Below are 16,124 nucleotides of genomic sequence, written 5' to 3'. Positions count from 1 at the left end.
CTCTTTTGTGCCAATCCTAACGCATTGTACTGATGGAAGTTAATAGAACATCTTCCTGTAAGCCCAACTACTCCGTCTCTCGGGATGGCCACCCTTTTCTGTTGGGTGAACCAGCACTTGAAAAGCGGGCTCTGTTCGGCCTGGAAGTAGGCTCGTTGGTGCACAGCATTGGCTGTCTGGCTAAAAGTGGAAAGCAAACCAGTGCTTCTCGAATTACACGCTTTCAGAAGCCTGCGACTTATGCAGGTCTATTCAAGGGTCTTGATGAGCAAAAGGAAACGCTCTACGCAGCTTTTCTGCTTCACCCTTCCGAGGTAACTGGCTGGAGTTTATTCAATCAACCCCAGCCTTTCTTCATGCTCTGGTGTGTGCTGGAAGATATTAGAGAGTTGCTGTTGCAGGACTTCTATGATTGCACCATTCGCATTCACAGGGGCATATTCAACGATCCAGACAGAAAGGAGGTAGCTCATGTCTAGCTACTTCAAACTCCGCTCCTACTTGAGCCGTGGTGTTGATGATGCTACCGCTAAGAAGAAAGCTTGCGCCCACAAAGACGAATACTTCTACCGTGATGCTACGGGCCGACTGGCTCAGGTCAGCGTCTACGAAGATGGCTTCGTGTACCGTAGTGCGGCCACCTTTCGGCAGAAGCTCAACCCCGACTGGCCCGGTAAGCCCGGTGAGAAGACGCCGCCGAAGTACGTTGAAATAGAAGGTGAGCAGCTAGGTGTGCCTGTAGGTGCCGTAGCCTGCTCAGCAGCGGAGTATGAGGCAGCCCTAGAAGTCGTGCTGGCCTACGAAAAGAAGAAGGCCGAAGAGCTAGCCAAGGAAACAGAGTTTTCGAAGTCACTCAAGAAAGGCATGAGCAGGGCCCAGCACGCCGCCGAGGAGGCCGACGTAGCCGAGCCCGTAGCGGTACCGTTTGCTGAGCTGCCAGCGCTGTCCGCTGAAGTAGTAGCCGACTTGCACGCCCATTACTACCTCTACGACTTCACGGTCTTAGATATTGAGTTTCAGGGCACCGACATGCTGGAGCTGGCGGCTATCCGCTACCAAGACTGGCAGCCCATTGGCCAGTTGCAAACCTTCGTGCGCTTCCGTGGGGAGCTGAACTACCACGTGGCCAACCTCACGGGCATCAGCAACGCCGACGTGTGGAACGCGCCCGAGGAAAAGGCCGTGCTGCAGCAATTCAAGAAGCTGGCCGGCAACTCGCTACTCGTGTGCCACAACCTGAGTGCTGACCGCCGCATTCTGGAAGCTGCCCGCACTCGTCTGGGTGCGCCGGCGCCCCTATCCAATGAGTGGTTTTGTACCCTGGCTCTCTCTAAGCAGCGCCTACCTAACCGCAAACATGGCCTAGGTGAGCTGTGCGCCGACTTCGGCATTGCCACCCATGGTGCCCACCGCGCCCTACGTGATGTAGAAATGTGCTTCGGCCTGCTCCGCCACCTGCACCAGCTGGAGCCCATTACCGGGCCGCTGGTAGTGAAACCCAAGGGTAAGAAAGCTGCCCTTGCTCAACCCTCTCTTTTCGCCGCTGCCTGATGCATACCGCCCCCAACCGCTTCCGCACCCAGGAAGGAGGCTACCACCCACCTGTTTCCGCCGGCCTTCGCATGAGCTACATAGAACTTCTCAACCGCTTCGACACCCTAGATGCTGAGCAGGCCTTTAGCGCCAGCGCCACGCGCCTGTACGTGAAGATTCTGGCTGAGTGCAACCGCCAACGTTGGCAGAACCCGTTCACCCTTACCGACCGCAAGCTTACTACCCTGATGGGTGGGTCGGTGAACACCATGAAAAAGGCCCGCACGGAGCTAGAAGAGCGCGGCCTACTGGCCTACCAAGCGGGCGGCAATGGCGCGGGTGATGGGTGTGTATATGCCCTGCAAACCGGCCCAACGGATGCCCCGAATAAGGTGTCAATTTCTGACACCTTCCGGCCAAATAAGGTGTCAGGTATGGTGTCAAAAACTGACACCTTAAAGGCAAATAAGGTGTCAGAGAAGGTGTCAATTTCTGACACCATACTATATAAGGAAGAAGACAAGACTAGTTCTGTAGTAGAAGACAAAGACCAATGCGCGGGCGCGGCGGGCTTCAAAAAAATTGAAGGGTCTTCTGCTGCTTCCTCATTACCCTCTGACAGCCCCGTTCTGACGTCGGCTAACTCAGGGGGCGGGGCGCCCGCCGAGGCCCGCACGCTGGCTCTGGCCATTGCCCAGAACTGGCAGGTTTCCGAGCAAAAGAACTTCCGCCGCTTTGCCCAGGTGCACCGCTTCTGCAAGCTGCTAGCCGAGGCCGGCAAGCTCGAGGAGCTGCGCACCCAGTTCCATGCCTACACTGCCTTCCGCGCCCTGAAGGGCATCGGTGCTCACAGCCTCGACAATTACCTAGGCCACGAAACCAACCTGAGCCCCGATGGCATGCCTTACGCCGATGGTGCCTGGTGTGATTGTGATTGGCCAGCCAAGCTGCAGGAAGCCCAGAGCACCCGCAAGCCTGAAGCCCGCCCCGCCTTTGGGCCGGCTCCAACCTCCACTGCTGTAGCAGGCAACCTGCTAGCTAAAAACTCTCAAAAAGTACGCTAATGACTGCCCTCAACTATACCCACGTTGCCCCTCACTCCGACCAAACCGAGGAATTGGTACTGGCTGCAATGCTTATCGAAGCCGACCCACTCCGGCAAGCCTTGGGCTTGCTACGCGGCAACGAAGAAATTTTCTACCAGCCGAAGCACCGCGTGCTGTTTCAAGCCGCCGTGCGCCTGCATAACGCTGGCCAGGCCGTTGATCTGCAAAGCATGGTGTGGCAGCTGCAGAAGGATGGCAAGATGAGCTTGTTCGGGGAAACCGTAGGCCTCGGCGCCGCGGCCCTGGCCGAACTCAGCTTCAAGGCCTCAACCGCTGCTCACCTGGCTACCCACTGCCAGGAGCTAATTGAGCTTTACACCAAGCGCAAGATTGCCGAGCTGGCCCGCCGCTTGGTGAATCATGCCTACGACCCGATGCAGGACCCCGTAGAGCTATTGGCCCAAGCCCAAGGCACCCTCAACCAGCTTACCGACTCGCTCCAGGCCCGCCGCGCGGTGCAGGCGGGCAGCCTGGTAGCCGAGGTGATTGATGAGCTAGGCCGGGCCGTGCAACGCGGCAACAGCCTGACGGGGGTACCCTCTGGCCTGAATGCCTTGGACCGCGTTACCAGTGGCTTTCAGGATGAAGACCTGATCATCATTGCCGCTCGGCCCGGCATGGGCAAAACCAGCCTAGCCCTGAGCTGTGCTCGACACGCCGCCGGCGCGGGCTACCCGGGTGCCTTCTTTACGCTGGAGATGGGCAATAAGCAGCTGGTGCGCAAGATGATTGCCACCGAGGCCAAGGTAACCACCTCCCAAATCCTACGGGGCGACTTAGACGGTGGCCTAGATGAGGTGGCTGAGATTGCCCGCAAAGCCCAGCCGCTCTACACGCTGCCGTTGTACTTGGATGATAGCCCCGGCATCAGCATCAGTGAGATGCGCACCAAGGCTACCAAGATGAAGGCTGAGCAGGGTATCCGCTTTATCATCTGCGACTATCTGCAGCTGATGCAGGGCGACAATACCGGCAAGGGCAAAGGCAACCGAGAGCAGGAAATAGCCAGCATTTCGCGGGGCCTCAAGCTCATTGCCAAAGAGCTGAAGCTTCCGGTAATCGCCCTGGCTCAGCTTAGCCGCTCGGTAGAGCAGCGCGGCGGGGAAAAGAAGCCGATGCTTTCCGACCTACGCGAGTCCGGCGCTATTGAGCAGGATGCGGATATGATCATTTTTCCCTACCGCCCTGAGTATTACGGCATCAAGGAAGATGAGATGGGTAACCCCACCCACAACCTTACCGAGCTCATCATTGCCAAGCACCGCAACGGCCCGCTTGAAAGCCCGGTGGTGAAGTCGGTCATGAGCACTGGCACCTATTCCGATTTGGAGGAAGGCCCGGCCCCCGCTGGGGAGCGTCCCATGTATGTCGAAGGCGAAAAGGTGAACCTAGGCCGCTTGCCCCAGAGCACCGACTTCATGCCCGATGAATCAGACCCCGGCTTCTGATGGAAGAGTACAGCCCCACCCTACAGGACTGGGTAGCTAAACAGCTTGCCCAAGCCGATAAGCCCACCTTTCAAAAGCTCCTGGCCTACTACCGCACCCGCGGTGGCCCAGGCCTCCAGCTAGCCGAATCCGAAGCCGTGCGACGCGGCATAGCCTACCCCCAACCCTTCACGCTACTACCTGATGAATACCGCAATTAAAGAACGCCCTATCCTTTTCTCGGGTGCCATGGTGTGCGCCTTACTCGCTGGCACGAAGACCCAGACGCGCCGGACTACTGGCCTAGACTTTATCAATGAAAACCCTGGCTGCTGGCAGCGGCAGTGGATTCCCGCCAAAGATGGTAAGCATTGGCTATTTACTTGTGGTGATGACCGTGTGCAAGTGCGCTGCCCTTACGGCGTAGAAGGTGAGCGGCTGTGGGTGCGCGAAACCTTCGCTAAGGTGCCGCGCACGGCCTACGCCTGCAGCACTGGGGTTGAGCAAACCATAAACCCTGCTAGTGACTGGGAAGCGGCGGTATACCGCGCCGGCTGGACTCGGTGCCAGGAACACTGGAAGCCCTCTATTCACATGCCCCGCTGGGCTTCCCGGATACAACTTGAAATAGTGTCGGTGCGAGTGGAGCGGCTTAGGAGCATCAGTGCTGAGGATGCCATAGCCGAGGGAATAGAGCAACGGTTTGGTGGGTGGATCAACTATAAAAACCCAGCAAACCACCTCAGCAAACCTGAATACGAGGTGTGTGGTGAGATCATGCCAGCATCTGTGCTTAGCTACGCCACCCTTTGGGAGTCTATCAATGGTGAAGATTCATGGGAGGCCAACCCCTGGGTGTGGGTAGTGGAGTTCAAACGAGTTGAGCCATGAGTGCCAACTCCCAAATCATAGGCCGGCTCCGGAGCGAGTCGGATGATGGCCTTACCCGGCTGCTAGGCCTGTATGCCCCCGATGGTGAGACAGTCAAGCTGATTAAGAAAGAACAGGAGCGCCGCCGCACGAAGGCCGCTCAAAAGAAATTCCGCCAATTCCATACCCCGAAATCATGAGCACTACCCAGTATACCGAGGCCTCTGTTGAGGAGGCGCTATTGATTCTCGACAACGCGTTGACGTTGCCCGCCTCCCGTTACGATGAACTGCCTCAGATGATTGATTGGGCTGTGCAGAAGCTACGCCCGGTTAAAGCTCCGCAGCAAGATGAAGCCGCGCTGGCAGAGCTGGCCAAGAAGTACCCGATAGAGTTGCCATGGATGCAGCAGGCAGCCCCGATGGTGGTCATTGCTGAGGATACGCCGGCGCCGAAGTGCAGCCCGTTGAGCTGTGACGGGTGCCCGACGTGTGAGGTGACAGAAGTAAACATTGTGCTGAGCAAGCGTGCTCTCAAGTCCCTCTCATTCCAGCAAAAGGTGGAGCTGTGTGACGCAGTGGGCGTGCACTTCGCTTTGCTAGATGCGGTGCTGCTGCAGCCTGGCGCCCAGCAAAGCTCCTTCACGGCGGCCCAGTTTTCGCAACTGGTGAGCATAGCTATCCAACGTCACAAGGTAGTTGCTGATATTCTGAAGGGAGGTGAGGGAGCATGAAGTACACCGTTCTCCTACCCGTCACAATCGAAGCAGATCCAGCCGACTTCCGAGGTGCAGCCCAGAAAGGCTTCGAGGCTATAGCTGACCTCTACAACGGTTACCGGCCGGCGAAAATCCACCTAGTGCCGCAGGATGGTAGTGATGAAGCGAACCTCACGCAGGCAATTCTCAGCAGCACTTTCACCGCTAGCACAACCTTCTGTGACTGAGAAAATGACCGCGGCCGAATTCCGCGCCTCACAGCAACGCACGCCCGCATCTGGCACTACCACGCCGGATGCGGGCCGAAGTGCTCACAGATCGAAGAAACCGGCCACTCCTACCAATTCTCTTACCAAGGCCCTGCTTGTTCTGCTGACGCTGGAAGGCTGCACCGTCTGGCGTCAGAACAATGCGGGTGTGTTCGACAACACCCTGCAGGTGTGGCGCGCTGGTAGCTCCAACCCTGGCATCAGCGACATCCTCGGCTACCATCGTGCTACAGGCCGCTTCCTCGCTATCGAGGTCAAGGTCGGCAAAGACAAGCTTCGTCCGGAGCAGATCACCTTCCTCGAAGAAGTGCGCCGCGCCGGCGGCTTTGCCTGTGAGGGCCGCAGCCTGGAGCAGGTCCGGCAAGAATTTACCCAGTGGCGCCACTCCCTAGGCGCATAACCCTACCGCTACGCTCTCCCTATGTGTACGACTCCCGTCTTCTATCCCATTACCGCCCAGGCTCCCGCTAGCCCCGCTTGGCAGTCCCACGCCGAGCTCTTACGGCAAGTGCTGGCCCAGCTCGACCCCAAGGAGCGCCGCAAGATCCTCGACTACATCAGCCTGCCCCCAGACCCACCCAAGCGCAAAACCTACTCGGTAGCCCAGCTACGGCAAGCCGCGCAGCTCGTAGCCGAGAAAGCCGAGAAGCACCCCAGCCGCACGCGGGCGGGCATCCGGGGCCTGGTAGCCCGGGAGCTGGGCATTGCCACCGTGGAACTGCGCTACATGCTGGCCCGCGCTGCCGAACTGAAATGAAGTTACGTTTTGCGCAGCCGAGTTGCGTTTTGGAGCTCAGGCGTTTTGTAGCGAACCGGGATGGTTGGAGTTTCGTGGTATGTCCACTCCCGCCGAAAATCAAGCCCAGCAACCCAGGAAGCTCACTACGCAGCAGAAGCGCTTCGTGGAAGAGTACTGTGTAGACTGGAATTGTACTCAAGCGGCAATACGGGCGGGTTACAGTGAGAAAACAGCACGCTCCATCGGTTCGGAGAACCTGACAAAACCTGACATTCGGGCGGCTATTGATGCACGTCTAAACGAGTTGAGCCTATCCGCTGGGCAGGTCACAAAGCTCATCAGTAATATTGCAGAAACCAGCCTGAATGACTTCCTGACGGTAAAACAGGTTGAGCAAAGGACTAAAATTCAACAGCCACTAGCGGAAGCCATCAAGCAGCTAGAGGATGAAATTGCATTTGACGAAGAATACGCGGAGAAGTCAGCTGATATCTGGGGGCACACAGGCGAAGTGCGTGCAGCTTACCTAGCGGATAAGCAATATGACATCAACCGAAAGAGGTTGGAGGTACTGAGGTTTCAAATGCAATTGGCCCGTAATCCTGAGGCCACCACTACAGTTGATGGCCCGCCCGAGCTAGTGAAGCGGGCTGACTTAGACCTGGTGAAGATTGCTGAGGCGAAGGAAGGCAACCGCATCAAGTCGTGGCAGCCTTCGGAGTTCGGTACTAAAATCGAGTTCTATGACTCTGCTGCAGCCCTACGTGATATGGGCCGTGTGCGTGGCATCTTCGAGAAGGACAACAAGCAGGCGGCTACTACGGCCGTCATGAATGCCACCGTGCAACTGCTGCCAGCTGTTGGCGGTGTACCACTGGCCAGCGCAGAAAAGGAGGTGGATGATGTTTAAGGCCTCTCCTGTCTTCGAAGCTAACCTGAAGGCCACCAAGCCCGTGGTCGTGAACCAGGGCGGCACCAGCTCGGGCAAGACCTACAGTATCCTACAGGCGCTCTTCGTGCTGCTGGCAGCCGGCACCAACCTCGTGTGCACGGTAGTAGGCCAGGACATTCCCAACCTCAAAGCGGGTGCTCTACGGGATGCGCAGGACATCGTGCGCAACTCCGAGCAGCTGCGCAGCTTGATCAAGTCCTACAACAAGAGTGAGCGCATCTACGAGTTTCACAATGGCTCGCTGATGGAGTTCAAGAGCTACGATGACTTTCAGGATGCTAAGTCAGGTAAGCGCGACTACCTCTTCGTGAATGAGGCCAACGGCATTGCCTACGCCGTGGTGAAGGAACTGATGCTGCGCACGCGCATTCGCACTTTCATCGACTACAACCCCAATGCTGAGTTCTGGGCCCACGAGAAGCTGCATGGCCAGCCCGATGTGCAGCTCATCATCAGCGACCACCGCCATAACCCGTTCCTCTCGCAGCTGACCCGCGACAAGATCGAGGCCTTGAAGACGGAAGATTTGGAGCTGTGGCGCGTGTATGCCCGCGGTAAGACCGGTAAGATTGAAGGCCTCGTGCTGCGCAACTGGAGCACCTGCCCTGAGATTCCCGAGGGAGCCAAGTACCTAGGCACGGGCATGGACTTTGGCTTTACCAACGACCCCACCACCGCCATTGACCTGTACTTGCAGAACGGGGAGCTGTGGGCTGATGAGCTGATTTACTCGACAGGCCTTACCAATCCGGATATCCATAAAGCGCTGCTGGCCATTGGGGCAGGCCGGCGCTATGATGTCGTAGCCGACTCGGCCGAGCCCAAGAGCATCGAAGAGCTACGGCGCCTAGGCCTGCCCATCGAAGGAGCGCAGAAAGGCCCGGACAGCATCAACGCCAGCATAGATGCCCTGAAGCGCTACCACCTCAATGTAACGCTGCGCTCCACCAACCTGCGCAAGGAGCTCAGCAACTACAAGTGGAAGCAGGACCGCAAGACGGGCCTCACCACGAACGTGCCCGTCGATGCTTTCAACCACACCATTGATGCCCTGCGCTACGTGGCCCTGAACCGGTTGCAGAAGCCCGCCCCGGCTCCCATCACCGTCTCCCAACACTTCGGCCCCAGCCGCCGCCCTCGCTAAGCCTATGCTCCCTCTCCACACACTACCAACCAACTGGGGTGACGTTACCCTAGGCCAAGCTGCGAAGCTGGAAGCCCTGGGGGAAGCCAGTATACAGGACTGCCTAGCCCTGCTGCTCGACTGCAGCATACCTGACCTGCTGCAACTGCGCGGGCCTGAGCTGGGCGCGGCCCTGCACCAGGTACTGTTCCTGGCTGGTGAGGAGAAGCCCGACTTCACGGCCTTCGTGCGGCCTACGGTTATCCGTTTGGGTGGCTCCATTGCGAGTGTTGAAGTACCCGTGCTCGACACCCTCGAAGACCTGAGCTTCGGGCAGGCCGCGGATATCGGGGCCCTGATGCAGGAGCTGGGCAGTGACATTCCCCAGCTACGCCTGCAGGTGCTGGCCACTATCCTACAGCCCGCTTACGATGGCACCGCCTACGACTCGGATCGGGTAGCCGTGCTGGAAGTGCTGTGCGCCGATATCAAGCTACGGGACGCGCTGCCACTGACGGATTTTTTTTTGCCGAGTACGACCGCATCCGCCGGGGCCACGCCGCCCAGCTCAAGCGCATCCCCCTCAGCCGTGCCGAGCAGGCTGCCAACATCGGCCGCTTTAGCGAAGAGTGGGATACCCTAGCCGTGGTCGATGCCTTGGCCGGGGGCGATAAGACCCGCTGGAACTACTTCTACCAGCTCAGCTGGGCCGAGGTCAACACCATGATTGAGCTGGAAAACCACAAAGCCTACTACCGTTACCAGGTGCACCTCAAGCAGGAGCAGCTACAGAAACGATAGGGCTAGTCATTAGTCAAGTGGCCGAATAGGTACAGCCATAAGAGCGCTGCCGCTGCTATGCCCGCAAATATCAGCAGAAGCACCAGTGCTAACCTCAATGTAATCACGACTACAGCAAGTAATACCTGGCGCATGCGCCCAAGATAGGAACCCTATGCAATATCCCATTCCAGCCCTACGCGCCGCTGCTCTGCTGGCCATTCCCGGCTGCCACTTCGCCCATGGCGAAAAGGAGGAAGAGAACATCCACCTCGATAAGCTCAAGTTCTCGGAAACGGTAGTGCTAGTGGAGCCCAAGATGCTCGTGGTGCCCACCGTCAACAAGTTTGGGGTACGCACCACGACCACGTTTCAGGCCACTATCAGCGTGCTAGCCTACGCCAAGCTTACCGATCAGGCGGATGTGCGTCTGGAGCGCATGAATGAGCTGCTGACGGCTGCCTATGCGCTGCTCAGCGCCCTGGAAAAGTCGGATGCCCTGGCCAAGGTGACGGCCCGCAACATCGTCTCATCCTACAATCAGTTCGACGCCAACCTCGATGGGGTGGTGATGCAGCTGGACATTACGCCTGCCGAGCGGGCTAGACTATGCTAACCATGAACCTAGCCCAGCTGCTGAAAACCGAAATCACCCGCACCCAGCAAGAGCTAGGCGACAGCATCACGGCCTCTGGCCAGCGGGCTACGGGCCGCACCATTGCCGCGCTGCGCAATGAGTCGGCGCCTGAACTGGCTAGACTCTACGGCCCAGCGCACCTCGGTGCCCTGGAAGAAGGCTCCGGCCCGGCTGCCGACCCCAAGGCCAAGCCCGGCCGGGCCATGATTGCCGACATCACCGCCTGGCTGCAAGCCCGCGGCTACGATGCTTCACCCTGGGCTGTGGCCACCTCCATTCTGCGCAAGGGTACCCGCCTGCACCGCAATCAGGACCCGCGCTTCGCTCGGCCTACGGGTACGCTACGGGACGTGCTAGCTGCCAGCCGCGCCCGCCTGCGCACCGATCTGGCCGCGGAGGTGCGCCGCTCCCTGCGCTCGGAGCTCTTCGCTGACTTCACCTCGAAAACCGCTTACTAATGCCCGCTCTCGATAGCCTCACCATTGGCCTGCAACATACCTGCCTGACGTCCGGGGGCGGGGCGGAGCTGCGCGTTACCCTACGCAGCACGGCTGCCGCCGATGGCTCGGAGTATGCCTACCTGAGCTGCACCATCAGCAATGACAAGGGTTTCAGTGATCAGCAGTCACTAGAAGGGCAGTTCACCAACACCTTCCGCTTTTCGCCCGTGCCTGATGGCATGTATACCATCACGGCCACCGATCAGGCCGGGCGGGAGGCGCTGAAGGAAAACTACGAGGTGGCCTGTGGCAGCCTTGGCACCGCCGATAGCTGCGACCTGAGCGTAACGGATCTGCGCGTATTTCAGCCCACCCAGGCAGGCGCCGCAGGCAGCCTGAGCGTGCAGGTGGCCACCTCGGCGCCCAGCTACACGGTATCGGTCACGCGCCTCTCCGATAACTTCACCGAGCAACTGGCCCCCGTGTATACTCCGGGCTTGTTTCAGCTCGGAGCCGTGAAAGCAGGCAGCTATCGGTTCAATTTCAAGGATGCCAAGGGCTGTACTGCCTCAGTGGATGTAACCATCAACGCGGCCCCCGCGCCACCGGTCGTCGTAGCGCCGCCACCGGTTTCCCTCTGGTTTGCGGTGGGTGGCTTGCAGCCCAGGCCCGCGCTGCTGGCTACGCCGGTCAGCGGCCTGCATGATCTCAACTTTGCCGCGCGGGTAGGCCTGCACGTGGTCGTAGAGCTACGGCGTCCTGAGCAGCCTGCCGGTGACTACTTCGCCCGTCTGCGCAAGACAGTGCGCCGCGAAGCCGAGCAGGTCGATATCTCCCAGGCCCTGCACACGCAGCTGCGGCCCGAGGCCCGCTACCCAGTAGGCCTTGTGGCGCATGATCAAGATGCTACGCTGGCCTTTCGGGCCCGGTACCGGGAAGTAGATCAGCAGGGCGCGGGCGAGTGGCAGGAAGAAGACGTGGTGCACTATGCCGTGCTTTCGGCCGTGCCCGCCCAGCTGCCAACGCGCACCTACCTGGCCGATGCCGCTAGCCCTGCGAAGCCCCTGAGTGCCTTTGCCAGTGGGCAAGCCGTGCATTGGGCGGGCCTGCCCTTAGACCTCACCGTGTGGCTGCCGGAGCGCGCGGCTGACGAGGTGTGGTATGCGGAGTTCCTCTACCGCAATGGCTTCCATCAGGAGCTGGAAATACGCTCGGTGGCGTTGCCTGCCTCGCTACGGCCTGGGGTAACGCGCATTCCCTTGCCGGACAAGCCCCCAGCCCAGGCCACGACGGTCACCGTCACGCTGCGCAACCCCTCGCGGCCCAACTCCGGTGGGGAGCCGCTGCCCACCACGCAGCCCAAGCACGATTTTAAGATTCCCGACTTCAACGATAACGACCTCCGCTAATGGCCTCGACCATTTCTCAAGTACAGAGCGAGCTGAGCCAGCTCAGCCAGGATATTACCAATACCCTGCAGACCGGGGCGGATGTATCTGGCCCACGACTAGCCGCGTTACTCGTGCGGCAAATAGCCCTCACCAACGATCTGGCCTCCCTGCAGGGGGCTGGTGCTTCTGCCTTACGTTATGGCGCCGGCCCACCCGCCAACAGTTTGGGCAGCAACAATGATATCTACCGTGACACGCAGACAGGCGACGAATACCAGAAGGTGGCCGGCAGTTATGTACTACGCCAAAACCTGAAGGGCAACCCTGGCTACACTCCGCAGAAGGGCAAGGATTACGTCGATGGCAACGATGGGCTCGATGGCAATGAGATTGTCGATAAGACCTACGCCCCTACGGCTGAAGACAACGCTGGCTACAAGGAAGGCGACCAGTGGTTTTACACCAAGAGCCTAGGCATCTATGAGCGGTATGCCCACATCAATGGGCAGTGGCGCCTAGTTTTTCGGAAAGCTGAGACAACGACGCCGCCTGTTTCAGCCGATACGCAGGCACCGAATCTCACCTTCACAGCCCCCGCCTCGGGCGCTACCGTGCCAGTCGGCACCCAGCTCACGCTCACGGCCACGGCGACCGATAACGTGGCCGTGACAGCCGTAGAGTTCCTGAATGGGGCTACGGGGGCAAGCCTAGGCCAGGGTGCGAAGAATGGCAACACCTATACGCTGCCGTACACCGTCACTACGGCTGGGCCACTCACCCTGCAGGCGAAGGCCAGCGATGCAGCAGGCAATGTGCAAATAGCTTCAGTGAGCATTACCGTGCAGGCACCTGCTGGCAATGTATTGCCCGTAGCTAATGCGGGCTCGGATGTGACACTGCAGCTACCCACCAATCAGGTAGCGTTGATGGGCACCGGCACAGATTCGGATGGCACCATCACGGCCTACGCATGGTCCCAGATCACTGGGCCAAACAATGCCACAGGCATACCGGCTACAAGCCAGAATGTGGTGGTAAGCGGGCTAGTCGCTGGTATCTACCAGTTCCGGTTGACGGTTACCGATGATAAGAATGGCCAGAAGTCGGATGACGTGCTGGTGACCGTCAATGCAGTTGCGGGCGAAGGTGTACTGAAGCTGTCCCAGCAGCCTGGCATATATCCGGCTGATGCCTCGCTCGGCAGCAAGCAATACGGCACCGACTCCACGGCCGGTCTCAATACATTATTTGCCAACAGCTCTGGTGCCCCCTTGGTGGTAGACTGGGACACGGATGTGTCGTTTTCGCACATCGTTATTGGTAGCAACGTCACCATTAACGCAGTAGCTAAGCCGGGCACCACTCGCAACTACGGCTTTATCCTGCGGGAGCAGAGCAACGGGTTTGCCGTGCGCAATGCCAACCCAGTGGGCATGAATGGTAGCAGCCTGGGTACTATCGTTGATAGCAATATCAACATCGGCCGCATTTACTGTAACCTCAATGCCTTCGATGTGGCAACAGGGGCCGAGTTGCAGCAGCGCGAAGCGGCGGTCGGGCCGAATGGTGAGATTATCTGGACCATTGGGTTCCGGCTGGCGGGTATTAAGAATTCCAGCTTTAACATGGAGGTGGTGAACCAGCGCACCTTCAGCTCCTACATTTCCAACTTCCAGAACATTTCCTGCCCGACCATTTCGGCCTTTGCGTACGTTTCTCCTAGTGGAGAGCTGGCCCGCAACTCGGATGGGTTTAAGTTCCACGCCGGTACCGGTCTGACCGTGGGCACCGTGTTCGGGCAAACAGGGGATGATTTGATCTCACTGGTAGGCCACGACATCTTCTTCCCGCAGTATCCGGCCCCCGTGGCTGGCCCCTCCGGGCAGACCGGCTATGACCCTTGGGCCGTCTACGGGAAGATAAGCAACGTGCGGATTGATACCATTGATTCGCGCAACTGCAAATACCTGCTTCGCTTGCTGGCCTCCGGTGGGCTGGAAGGGGCAGTGGATGACATCGTTATCAAGCGCATCATCGGCACGGTGCAGCAGCAGGGTATGCTACTCGACAACTACGCCGAGTCGCCTAACGACATCTTCACGGGTGGCAGCAATAAAACGGGCATCATCGGTTCCGTACGGGTGGACGAGTACACGGTGGAAATGACCACTACCGGCTCGTATAAGCCAGCCAACATGATGCTCGATTGCACCATACGCAACCTAAGCATAGGCCTGCTACGGCGTAACAACTATACCGGCAGCATTCATCCTACTGTACTCTATGGACCAAATGCCGTGGTGGATAACGCCACATTTGACCGGATTGAGGCTACCCCTAATAGTGCTGATAACCGCTCTATCATTGATATTCAGGGACGCGGCACAACGCTCACTATCAACGGGGGCACCATGAATCGCAGTGCGCACACTAGAGGGCCGGCACCTGTCGTTCGCTTCGCGCTCAGTCCAAACGGGCAAGATAACGGGCAGCTTGCGAATGTAAATTTTCCCGTCGAGTACAATGCTACCAACCTCAATAATGTGGTAGAGAACTACTATGGCAAGCTGAACAACTTCACCTTCGCAGCAATCAAAGCATCCGGCACCTTCACAATTTATGTTGGCGCGGGCAAAACGGTTACAAATGGCACCTCCAGCAACTCCGTAGGCATTGCGGGAGTTATGGATACTGCTGGCACTGGCACGGTAACCAATAAAATCGGTAACGACTGGGGCGGGGGAACAACACCCCCGCCTGCTGGTGGTACGGAAGGCTTTGAGGCTTGGGCAACCCGTGTAGCCGCCGATGGCGGTAGCGTGTCTGCCAGCGTTAAGAATGCGGGTGTGGCGCTTGAAACAACGCTACGCAATGCGGGTATCTGGAGCCGCCTGCGCACACTGTATGCGTTTGCCGGGGGTACGTTGGCAACTGCCAAGTACAATATTCTCAACAATCAGGACACGAACGCCGCTTACCGACTGGCTTTCTCGGGTAATTGGATGGTGGATAGTGTAGGTGTCAAGCCGGATGGGCAGGTTGGCACCCAGGCCAGAACTTTCTATCTGCCCTACGGTAAAACACCTGATACGACAGGTGCCCGTCACTTTGCGTTCTTCTCGTGTGAGGACATTGCCACCGGGCGGGATTTCGGCTACCTAACGCCTGGCACTTTTGGGGGAGATGGTATCAACCGGGGCGACAACTTGCACCTGGAATATACGGATGGCAACACCTACTGGGCCAGCGGTAAAGGCTCCAGCTCGGTAGCGGCGGGCAACACGAAGGCGTTGTATATCATCAACCGTACCCCTGATTATAAGGTAGCTATCTGGCGTTCCGTAGCTGGTCAACCTGCTGTCTTCCTCAAAGATTACCTGGAGCAGGAGGATAACAGCAACGGGGAATACTTCTTCGGTGACATCAACATCGTGGGCGGAGAAACGCCGGAAGTAACGCACCTGCCTTCTAGCCGAAAAGTAGGCTTTAGCACCACGGGCGAGCACTTCCGCACCGAGGCCGAACTCAATACTTACTGCACGGCGGTACATGAATTCATGGCCGCCAAAGGGTACCAGGCTTAGCCGGTTTCTTCTTTATTTTATTTAGTAGCTTGCCAATCTTCAGCCACGTTATTTAAGCAGGCAAGAACTAATAACACGTTGATTTTTCACGCGTAACCCTATGGAAGACAATTCAAGCGAAAGCACCTCACCACGGCCTACTAGAGCACCCCGCACGGTCTTCAATCCTTTTGGCCCTTCCGAGGTTGATAAGGAAATAGAAATGGGGGCACCATACGATCCTGTGATAGAACGCGCTTTGCTGCAAAGCAATAAGTTTGCAGGTTTCAAGGAGTTCACCAAAGCCATCGGCCCCGCTGTACTGGAATACTTGAAAGCCTCTGGCTTTTTAGACCCGACACAGATACGAGCTGATCTATTTGCTACCTCACTTGCCCTGCATCTTCAAAAAGAGGCAGAGATAACAAATAAAATCTTGAAGGAGACGCCTGAAGAACGAGAGGCCAGAAGGCAAGCTGAGAAACAGAGAGATATTCCCTACGAATAAGTGTTAATAAAAAGACCCTGCCACAATTGACAGGGTCTTTTTATTTGCATGTGTGGTTATTGCAGTAA

Annotated in this window: 20 protein-coding genes; all 20 read left to right on the top strand. The window is 58.0% G+C overall.

Annotated elements, in window-relative coordinates:
* Window positions 1–32: 32 nt before the first annotated feature.
* Window positions 33–479 (top strand): hypothetical protein, encoded by a 447-nt coding sequence (locus EU556_RS08235; RefSeq protein ID WP_135433089.1) that lies wholly within the window; start codon window positions 33–35, stop codon window positions 477–479.
* Entirely contained in the window at window positions 472–1,551 is a 1,080-nt protein-coding gene (locus tag EU556_RS08230) for a 3'-5' exonuclease (protein ID WP_135433087.1), read from the top strand. The genes EU556_RS08235 and EU556_RS08230 overlap by 8 nt, the downstream gene beginning before the upstream one ends.
* Complete coding sequence (locus EU556_RS08225; RefSeq protein WP_135433085.1) at window positions 1,551–2,597, top strand: hypothetical protein; 1,047 nt, start codon at window positions 1,551–1,553, stop codon at window positions 2,595–2,597. The genes EU556_RS08230 and EU556_RS08225 overlap by 1 nt, the downstream gene beginning before the upstream one ends.
* On the top strand, window positions 2,597–4,087 hold the full coding sequence (gene dnaB, locus EU556_RS08220; RefSeq protein WP_135433083.1) for a replicative DNA helicase: 1,491 nt from the start codon (window positions 2,597–2,599) through the stop codon (window positions 4,085–4,087). The genes EU556_RS08225 and dnaB overlap by 1 nt, the downstream gene beginning before the upstream one ends.
* Window positions 4,087–4,287: a hypothetical protein gene (locus tag EU556_RS08215; protein ID WP_135433081.1), complete on the top strand. Its 201-nt coding sequence runs from the start codon at window positions 4,087–4,089 to the stop codon at window positions 4,285–4,287. Before dnaB ends, EU556_RS08215 begins: the two co-directional genes overlap by 1 nt.
* Complete coding sequence (locus tag EU556_RS08210; RefSeq protein WP_135433079.1) at window positions 4,271–4,957, top strand: hypothetical protein; 687 nt, start codon at window positions 4,271–4,273, stop codon at window positions 4,955–4,957. The genes EU556_RS08215 and EU556_RS08210 overlap by 17 nt, the downstream gene beginning before the upstream one ends.
* Window positions 4,954–5,136 (top strand): hypothetical protein, encoded by a 183-nt coding sequence (locus EU556_RS08205; protein WP_135433077.1) that lies wholly within the window; start codon window positions 4,954–4,956, stop codon window positions 5,134–5,136. The genes EU556_RS08210 and EU556_RS08205 overlap by 4 nt, the downstream gene beginning before the upstream one ends.
* Entirely contained in the window at window positions 5,133–5,669 is a 537-nt protein-coding gene (locus EU556_RS08200) for a hypothetical protein (RefSeq protein ID WP_135433075.1), read from the top strand. The genes EU556_RS08205 and EU556_RS08200 overlap by 4 nt, the downstream gene beginning before the upstream one ends.
* Window positions 5,666–5,881: a hypothetical protein gene (locus EU556_RS26300; RefSeq protein ID WP_210116245.1), complete on the top strand. Its 216-nt coding sequence runs from the start codon at window positions 5,666–5,668 to the stop codon at window positions 5,879–5,881. The genes EU556_RS08200 and EU556_RS26300 overlap by 4 nt, the downstream gene beginning before the upstream one ends.
* Before the next feature lie 4 nt (window positions 5,882–5,885).
* Complete coding sequence (locus tag EU556_RS08195; RefSeq protein WP_167855506.1) at window positions 5,886–6,323, top strand: VRR-NUC domain-containing protein; 438 nt, start codon at window positions 5,886–5,888, stop codon at window positions 6,321–6,323.
* A gap of 21 nt (window positions 6,324–6,344) precedes the next feature.
* The gene (locus tag EU556_RS08190) at window positions 6,345–6,680 is read left to right on the top strand and encodes a hypothetical protein (RefSeq protein ID WP_135433071.1); all 336 of its coding nucleotides are present in this window, start codon (window positions 6,345–6,347) and stop codon (window positions 6,678–6,680) included.
* Between the two features lie 79 nt (window positions 6,681–6,759).
* The gene (locus EU556_RS26295) at window positions 6,760–7,572 is read left to right on the top strand and encodes a terminase small subunit (RefSeq protein WP_210116244.1); all 813 of its coding nucleotides are present in this window, start codon (window positions 6,760–6,762) and stop codon (window positions 7,570–7,572) included.
* Complete coding sequence (locus EU556_RS08180) at window positions 7,496–8,758, top strand: PBSX family phage terminase large subunit (RefSeq protein WP_135433069.1); 1,263 nt, start codon at window positions 7,496–7,498, stop codon at window positions 8,756–8,758. Before EU556_RS26295 ends, EU556_RS08180 begins: the two co-directional genes overlap by 77 nt.
* A 4-nt stretch (window positions 8,759–8,762) precedes the next feature.
* Window positions 8,763–9,380 (top strand): hypothetical protein, encoded by a 618-nt coding sequence (locus EU556_RS08175; RefSeq protein ID WP_135433067.1) that lies wholly within the window; start codon window positions 8,763–8,765, stop codon window positions 9,378–9,380.
* A gap of 2 nt (window positions 9,381–9,382) precedes the next feature.
* Window positions 9,383–9,538: a hypothetical protein gene (locus tag EU556_RS26015; protein WP_167855505.1), complete on the top strand. Its 156-nt coding sequence runs from the start codon at window positions 9,383–9,385 to the stop codon at window positions 9,536–9,538.
* 154 nt (window positions 9,539–9,692) lie between these two features.
* Window positions 9,693–10,133 (top strand): hypothetical protein, encoded by a 441-nt coding sequence (locus tag EU556_RS08170; protein WP_135433065.1) that lies wholly within the window; start codon window positions 9,693–9,695, stop codon window positions 10,131–10,133.
* A gap of 2 nt (window positions 10,134–10,135) precedes the next feature.
* On the top strand, window positions 10,136–10,612 hold the full coding sequence (locus EU556_RS08165; protein ID WP_135433063.1) for a hypothetical protein: 477 nt from the start codon (window positions 10,136–10,138) through the stop codon (window positions 10,610–10,612).
* On the top strand, window positions 10,612–12,003 hold the full coding sequence (locus EU556_RS08160; protein ID WP_135433061.1) for a hypothetical protein: 1,392 nt from the start codon (window positions 10,612–10,614) through the stop codon (window positions 12,001–12,003). The genes EU556_RS08165 and EU556_RS08160 overlap by 1 nt, the downstream gene beginning before the upstream one ends.
* Entirely contained in the window at window positions 12,003–15,569 is a 3,567-nt protein-coding gene (locus EU556_RS08155) for a PKD domain-containing protein (RefSeq protein WP_135433059.1), read from the top strand. Before EU556_RS08160 ends, EU556_RS08155 begins: the two co-directional genes overlap by 1 nt.
* Window positions 15,570–15,669: 100 nt before the next feature.
* Window positions 15,670–16,056, top strand: coding sequence for a hypothetical protein (locus EU556_RS08150; RefSeq protein ID WP_135433057.1), 387 nt, complete (start codon window positions 15,670–15,672; stop codon window positions 16,054–16,056).
* The last annotated feature ends 68 nt before the right edge of the window (window positions 16,057–16,124 follow it).

The sequence above is a fragment of the Hymenobacter fodinae genome (genome assembly GCF_004745825.1).
In the GTDB taxonomy this organism is placed as follows: Bacteria; Bacteroidota; Bacteroidia; order Cytophagales; family Hymenobacteraceae; genus Hymenobacter; species Hymenobacter fodinae.
Note: the sequence above shows the minus strand (reverse complement) of the source record. Positions and strands in the feature narration are given on the sequence as shown.

Coding starts and splice junctions, on each gene's coding strand:
- EU556_RS08235 (WP_135433089.1), top strand. CDS start 33: ATGGAAGTTAATAGAACATCTTCCTGTAAGCCCAACTACTCCGTCTCT.
- EU556_RS08230 (WP_135433087.1), top strand. CDS start 472: ATGTCTAGCTACTTCAAACTCCGCTCCTACTTGAGCCGTGGTGTTGAT.
- EU556_RS08225 (WP_135433085.1), top strand. CDS start 1,551: ATGCATACCGCCCCCAACCGCTTCCGCACCCAGGAAGGAGGCTACCAC.
- dnaB (WP_135433083.1), top strand. CDS start 2,597: ATGACTGCCCTCAACTATACCCACGTTGCCCCTCACTCCGACCAAACC.
- EU556_RS08215 (WP_135433081.1), top strand. CDS start 4,087: ATGGAAGAGTACAGCCCCACCCTACAGGACTGGGTAGCTAAACAGCTT.
- EU556_RS08210 (WP_135433079.1), top strand. CDS start 4,271: ATGAATACCGCAATTAAAGAACGCCCTATCCTTTTCTCGGGTGCCATG.
- EU556_RS08205 (WP_135433077.1), top strand. CDS start 4,954: ATGAGTGCCAACTCCCAAATCATAGGCCGGCTCCGGAGCGAGTCGGAT.
- EU556_RS08200 (WP_135433075.1), top strand. CDS start 5,133: ATGAGCACTACCCAGTATACCGAGGCCTCTGTTGAGGAGGCGCTATTG.
- EU556_RS26300 (WP_210116245.1), top strand. CDS start 5,666: ATGAAGTACACCGTTCTCCTACCCGTCACAATCGAAGCAGATCCAGCC.
- EU556_RS08195 (WP_167855506.1), top strand. CDS start 5,886: ATGACCGCGGCCGAATTCCGCGCCTCACAGCAACGCACGCCCGCATCT.
- EU556_RS08190 (WP_135433071.1), top strand. CDS start 6,345: ATGTGTACGACTCCCGTCTTCTATCCCATTACCGCCCAGGCTCCCGCT.
- EU556_RS26295 (WP_210116244.1), top strand. CDS start 6,760: ATGTCCACTCCCGCCGAAAATCAAGCCCAGCAACCCAGGAAGCTCACT.
- EU556_RS08180 (WP_135433069.1), top strand. CDS start 7,496: ATGCCACCGTGCAACTGCTGCCAGCTGTTGGCGGTGTACCACTGGCCA.
- EU556_RS08175 (WP_135433067.1), top strand. CDS start 8,763: ATGCTCCCTCTCCACACACTACCAACCAACTGGGGTGACGTTACCCTA.
- EU556_RS08170 (WP_135433065.1), top strand. CDS start 9,693: ATGCAATATCCCATTCCAGCCCTACGCGCCGCTGCTCTGCTGGCCATT.
- EU556_RS08165 (WP_135433063.1), top strand. CDS start 10,136: ATGAACCTAGCCCAGCTGCTGAAAACCGAAATCACCCGCACCCAGCAA.
- EU556_RS08160 (WP_135433061.1), top strand. CDS start 10,612: ATGCCCGCTCTCGATAGCCTCACCATTGGCCTGCAACATACCTGCCTG.
- EU556_RS08155 (WP_135433059.1), top strand. CDS start 12,003: ATGGCCTCGACCATTTCTCAAGTACAGAGCGAGCTGAGCCAGCTCAGC.
- EU556_RS08150 (WP_135433057.1), top strand. CDS start 15,670: ATGGAAGACAATTCAAGCGAAAGCACCTCACCACGGCCTACTAGAGCA.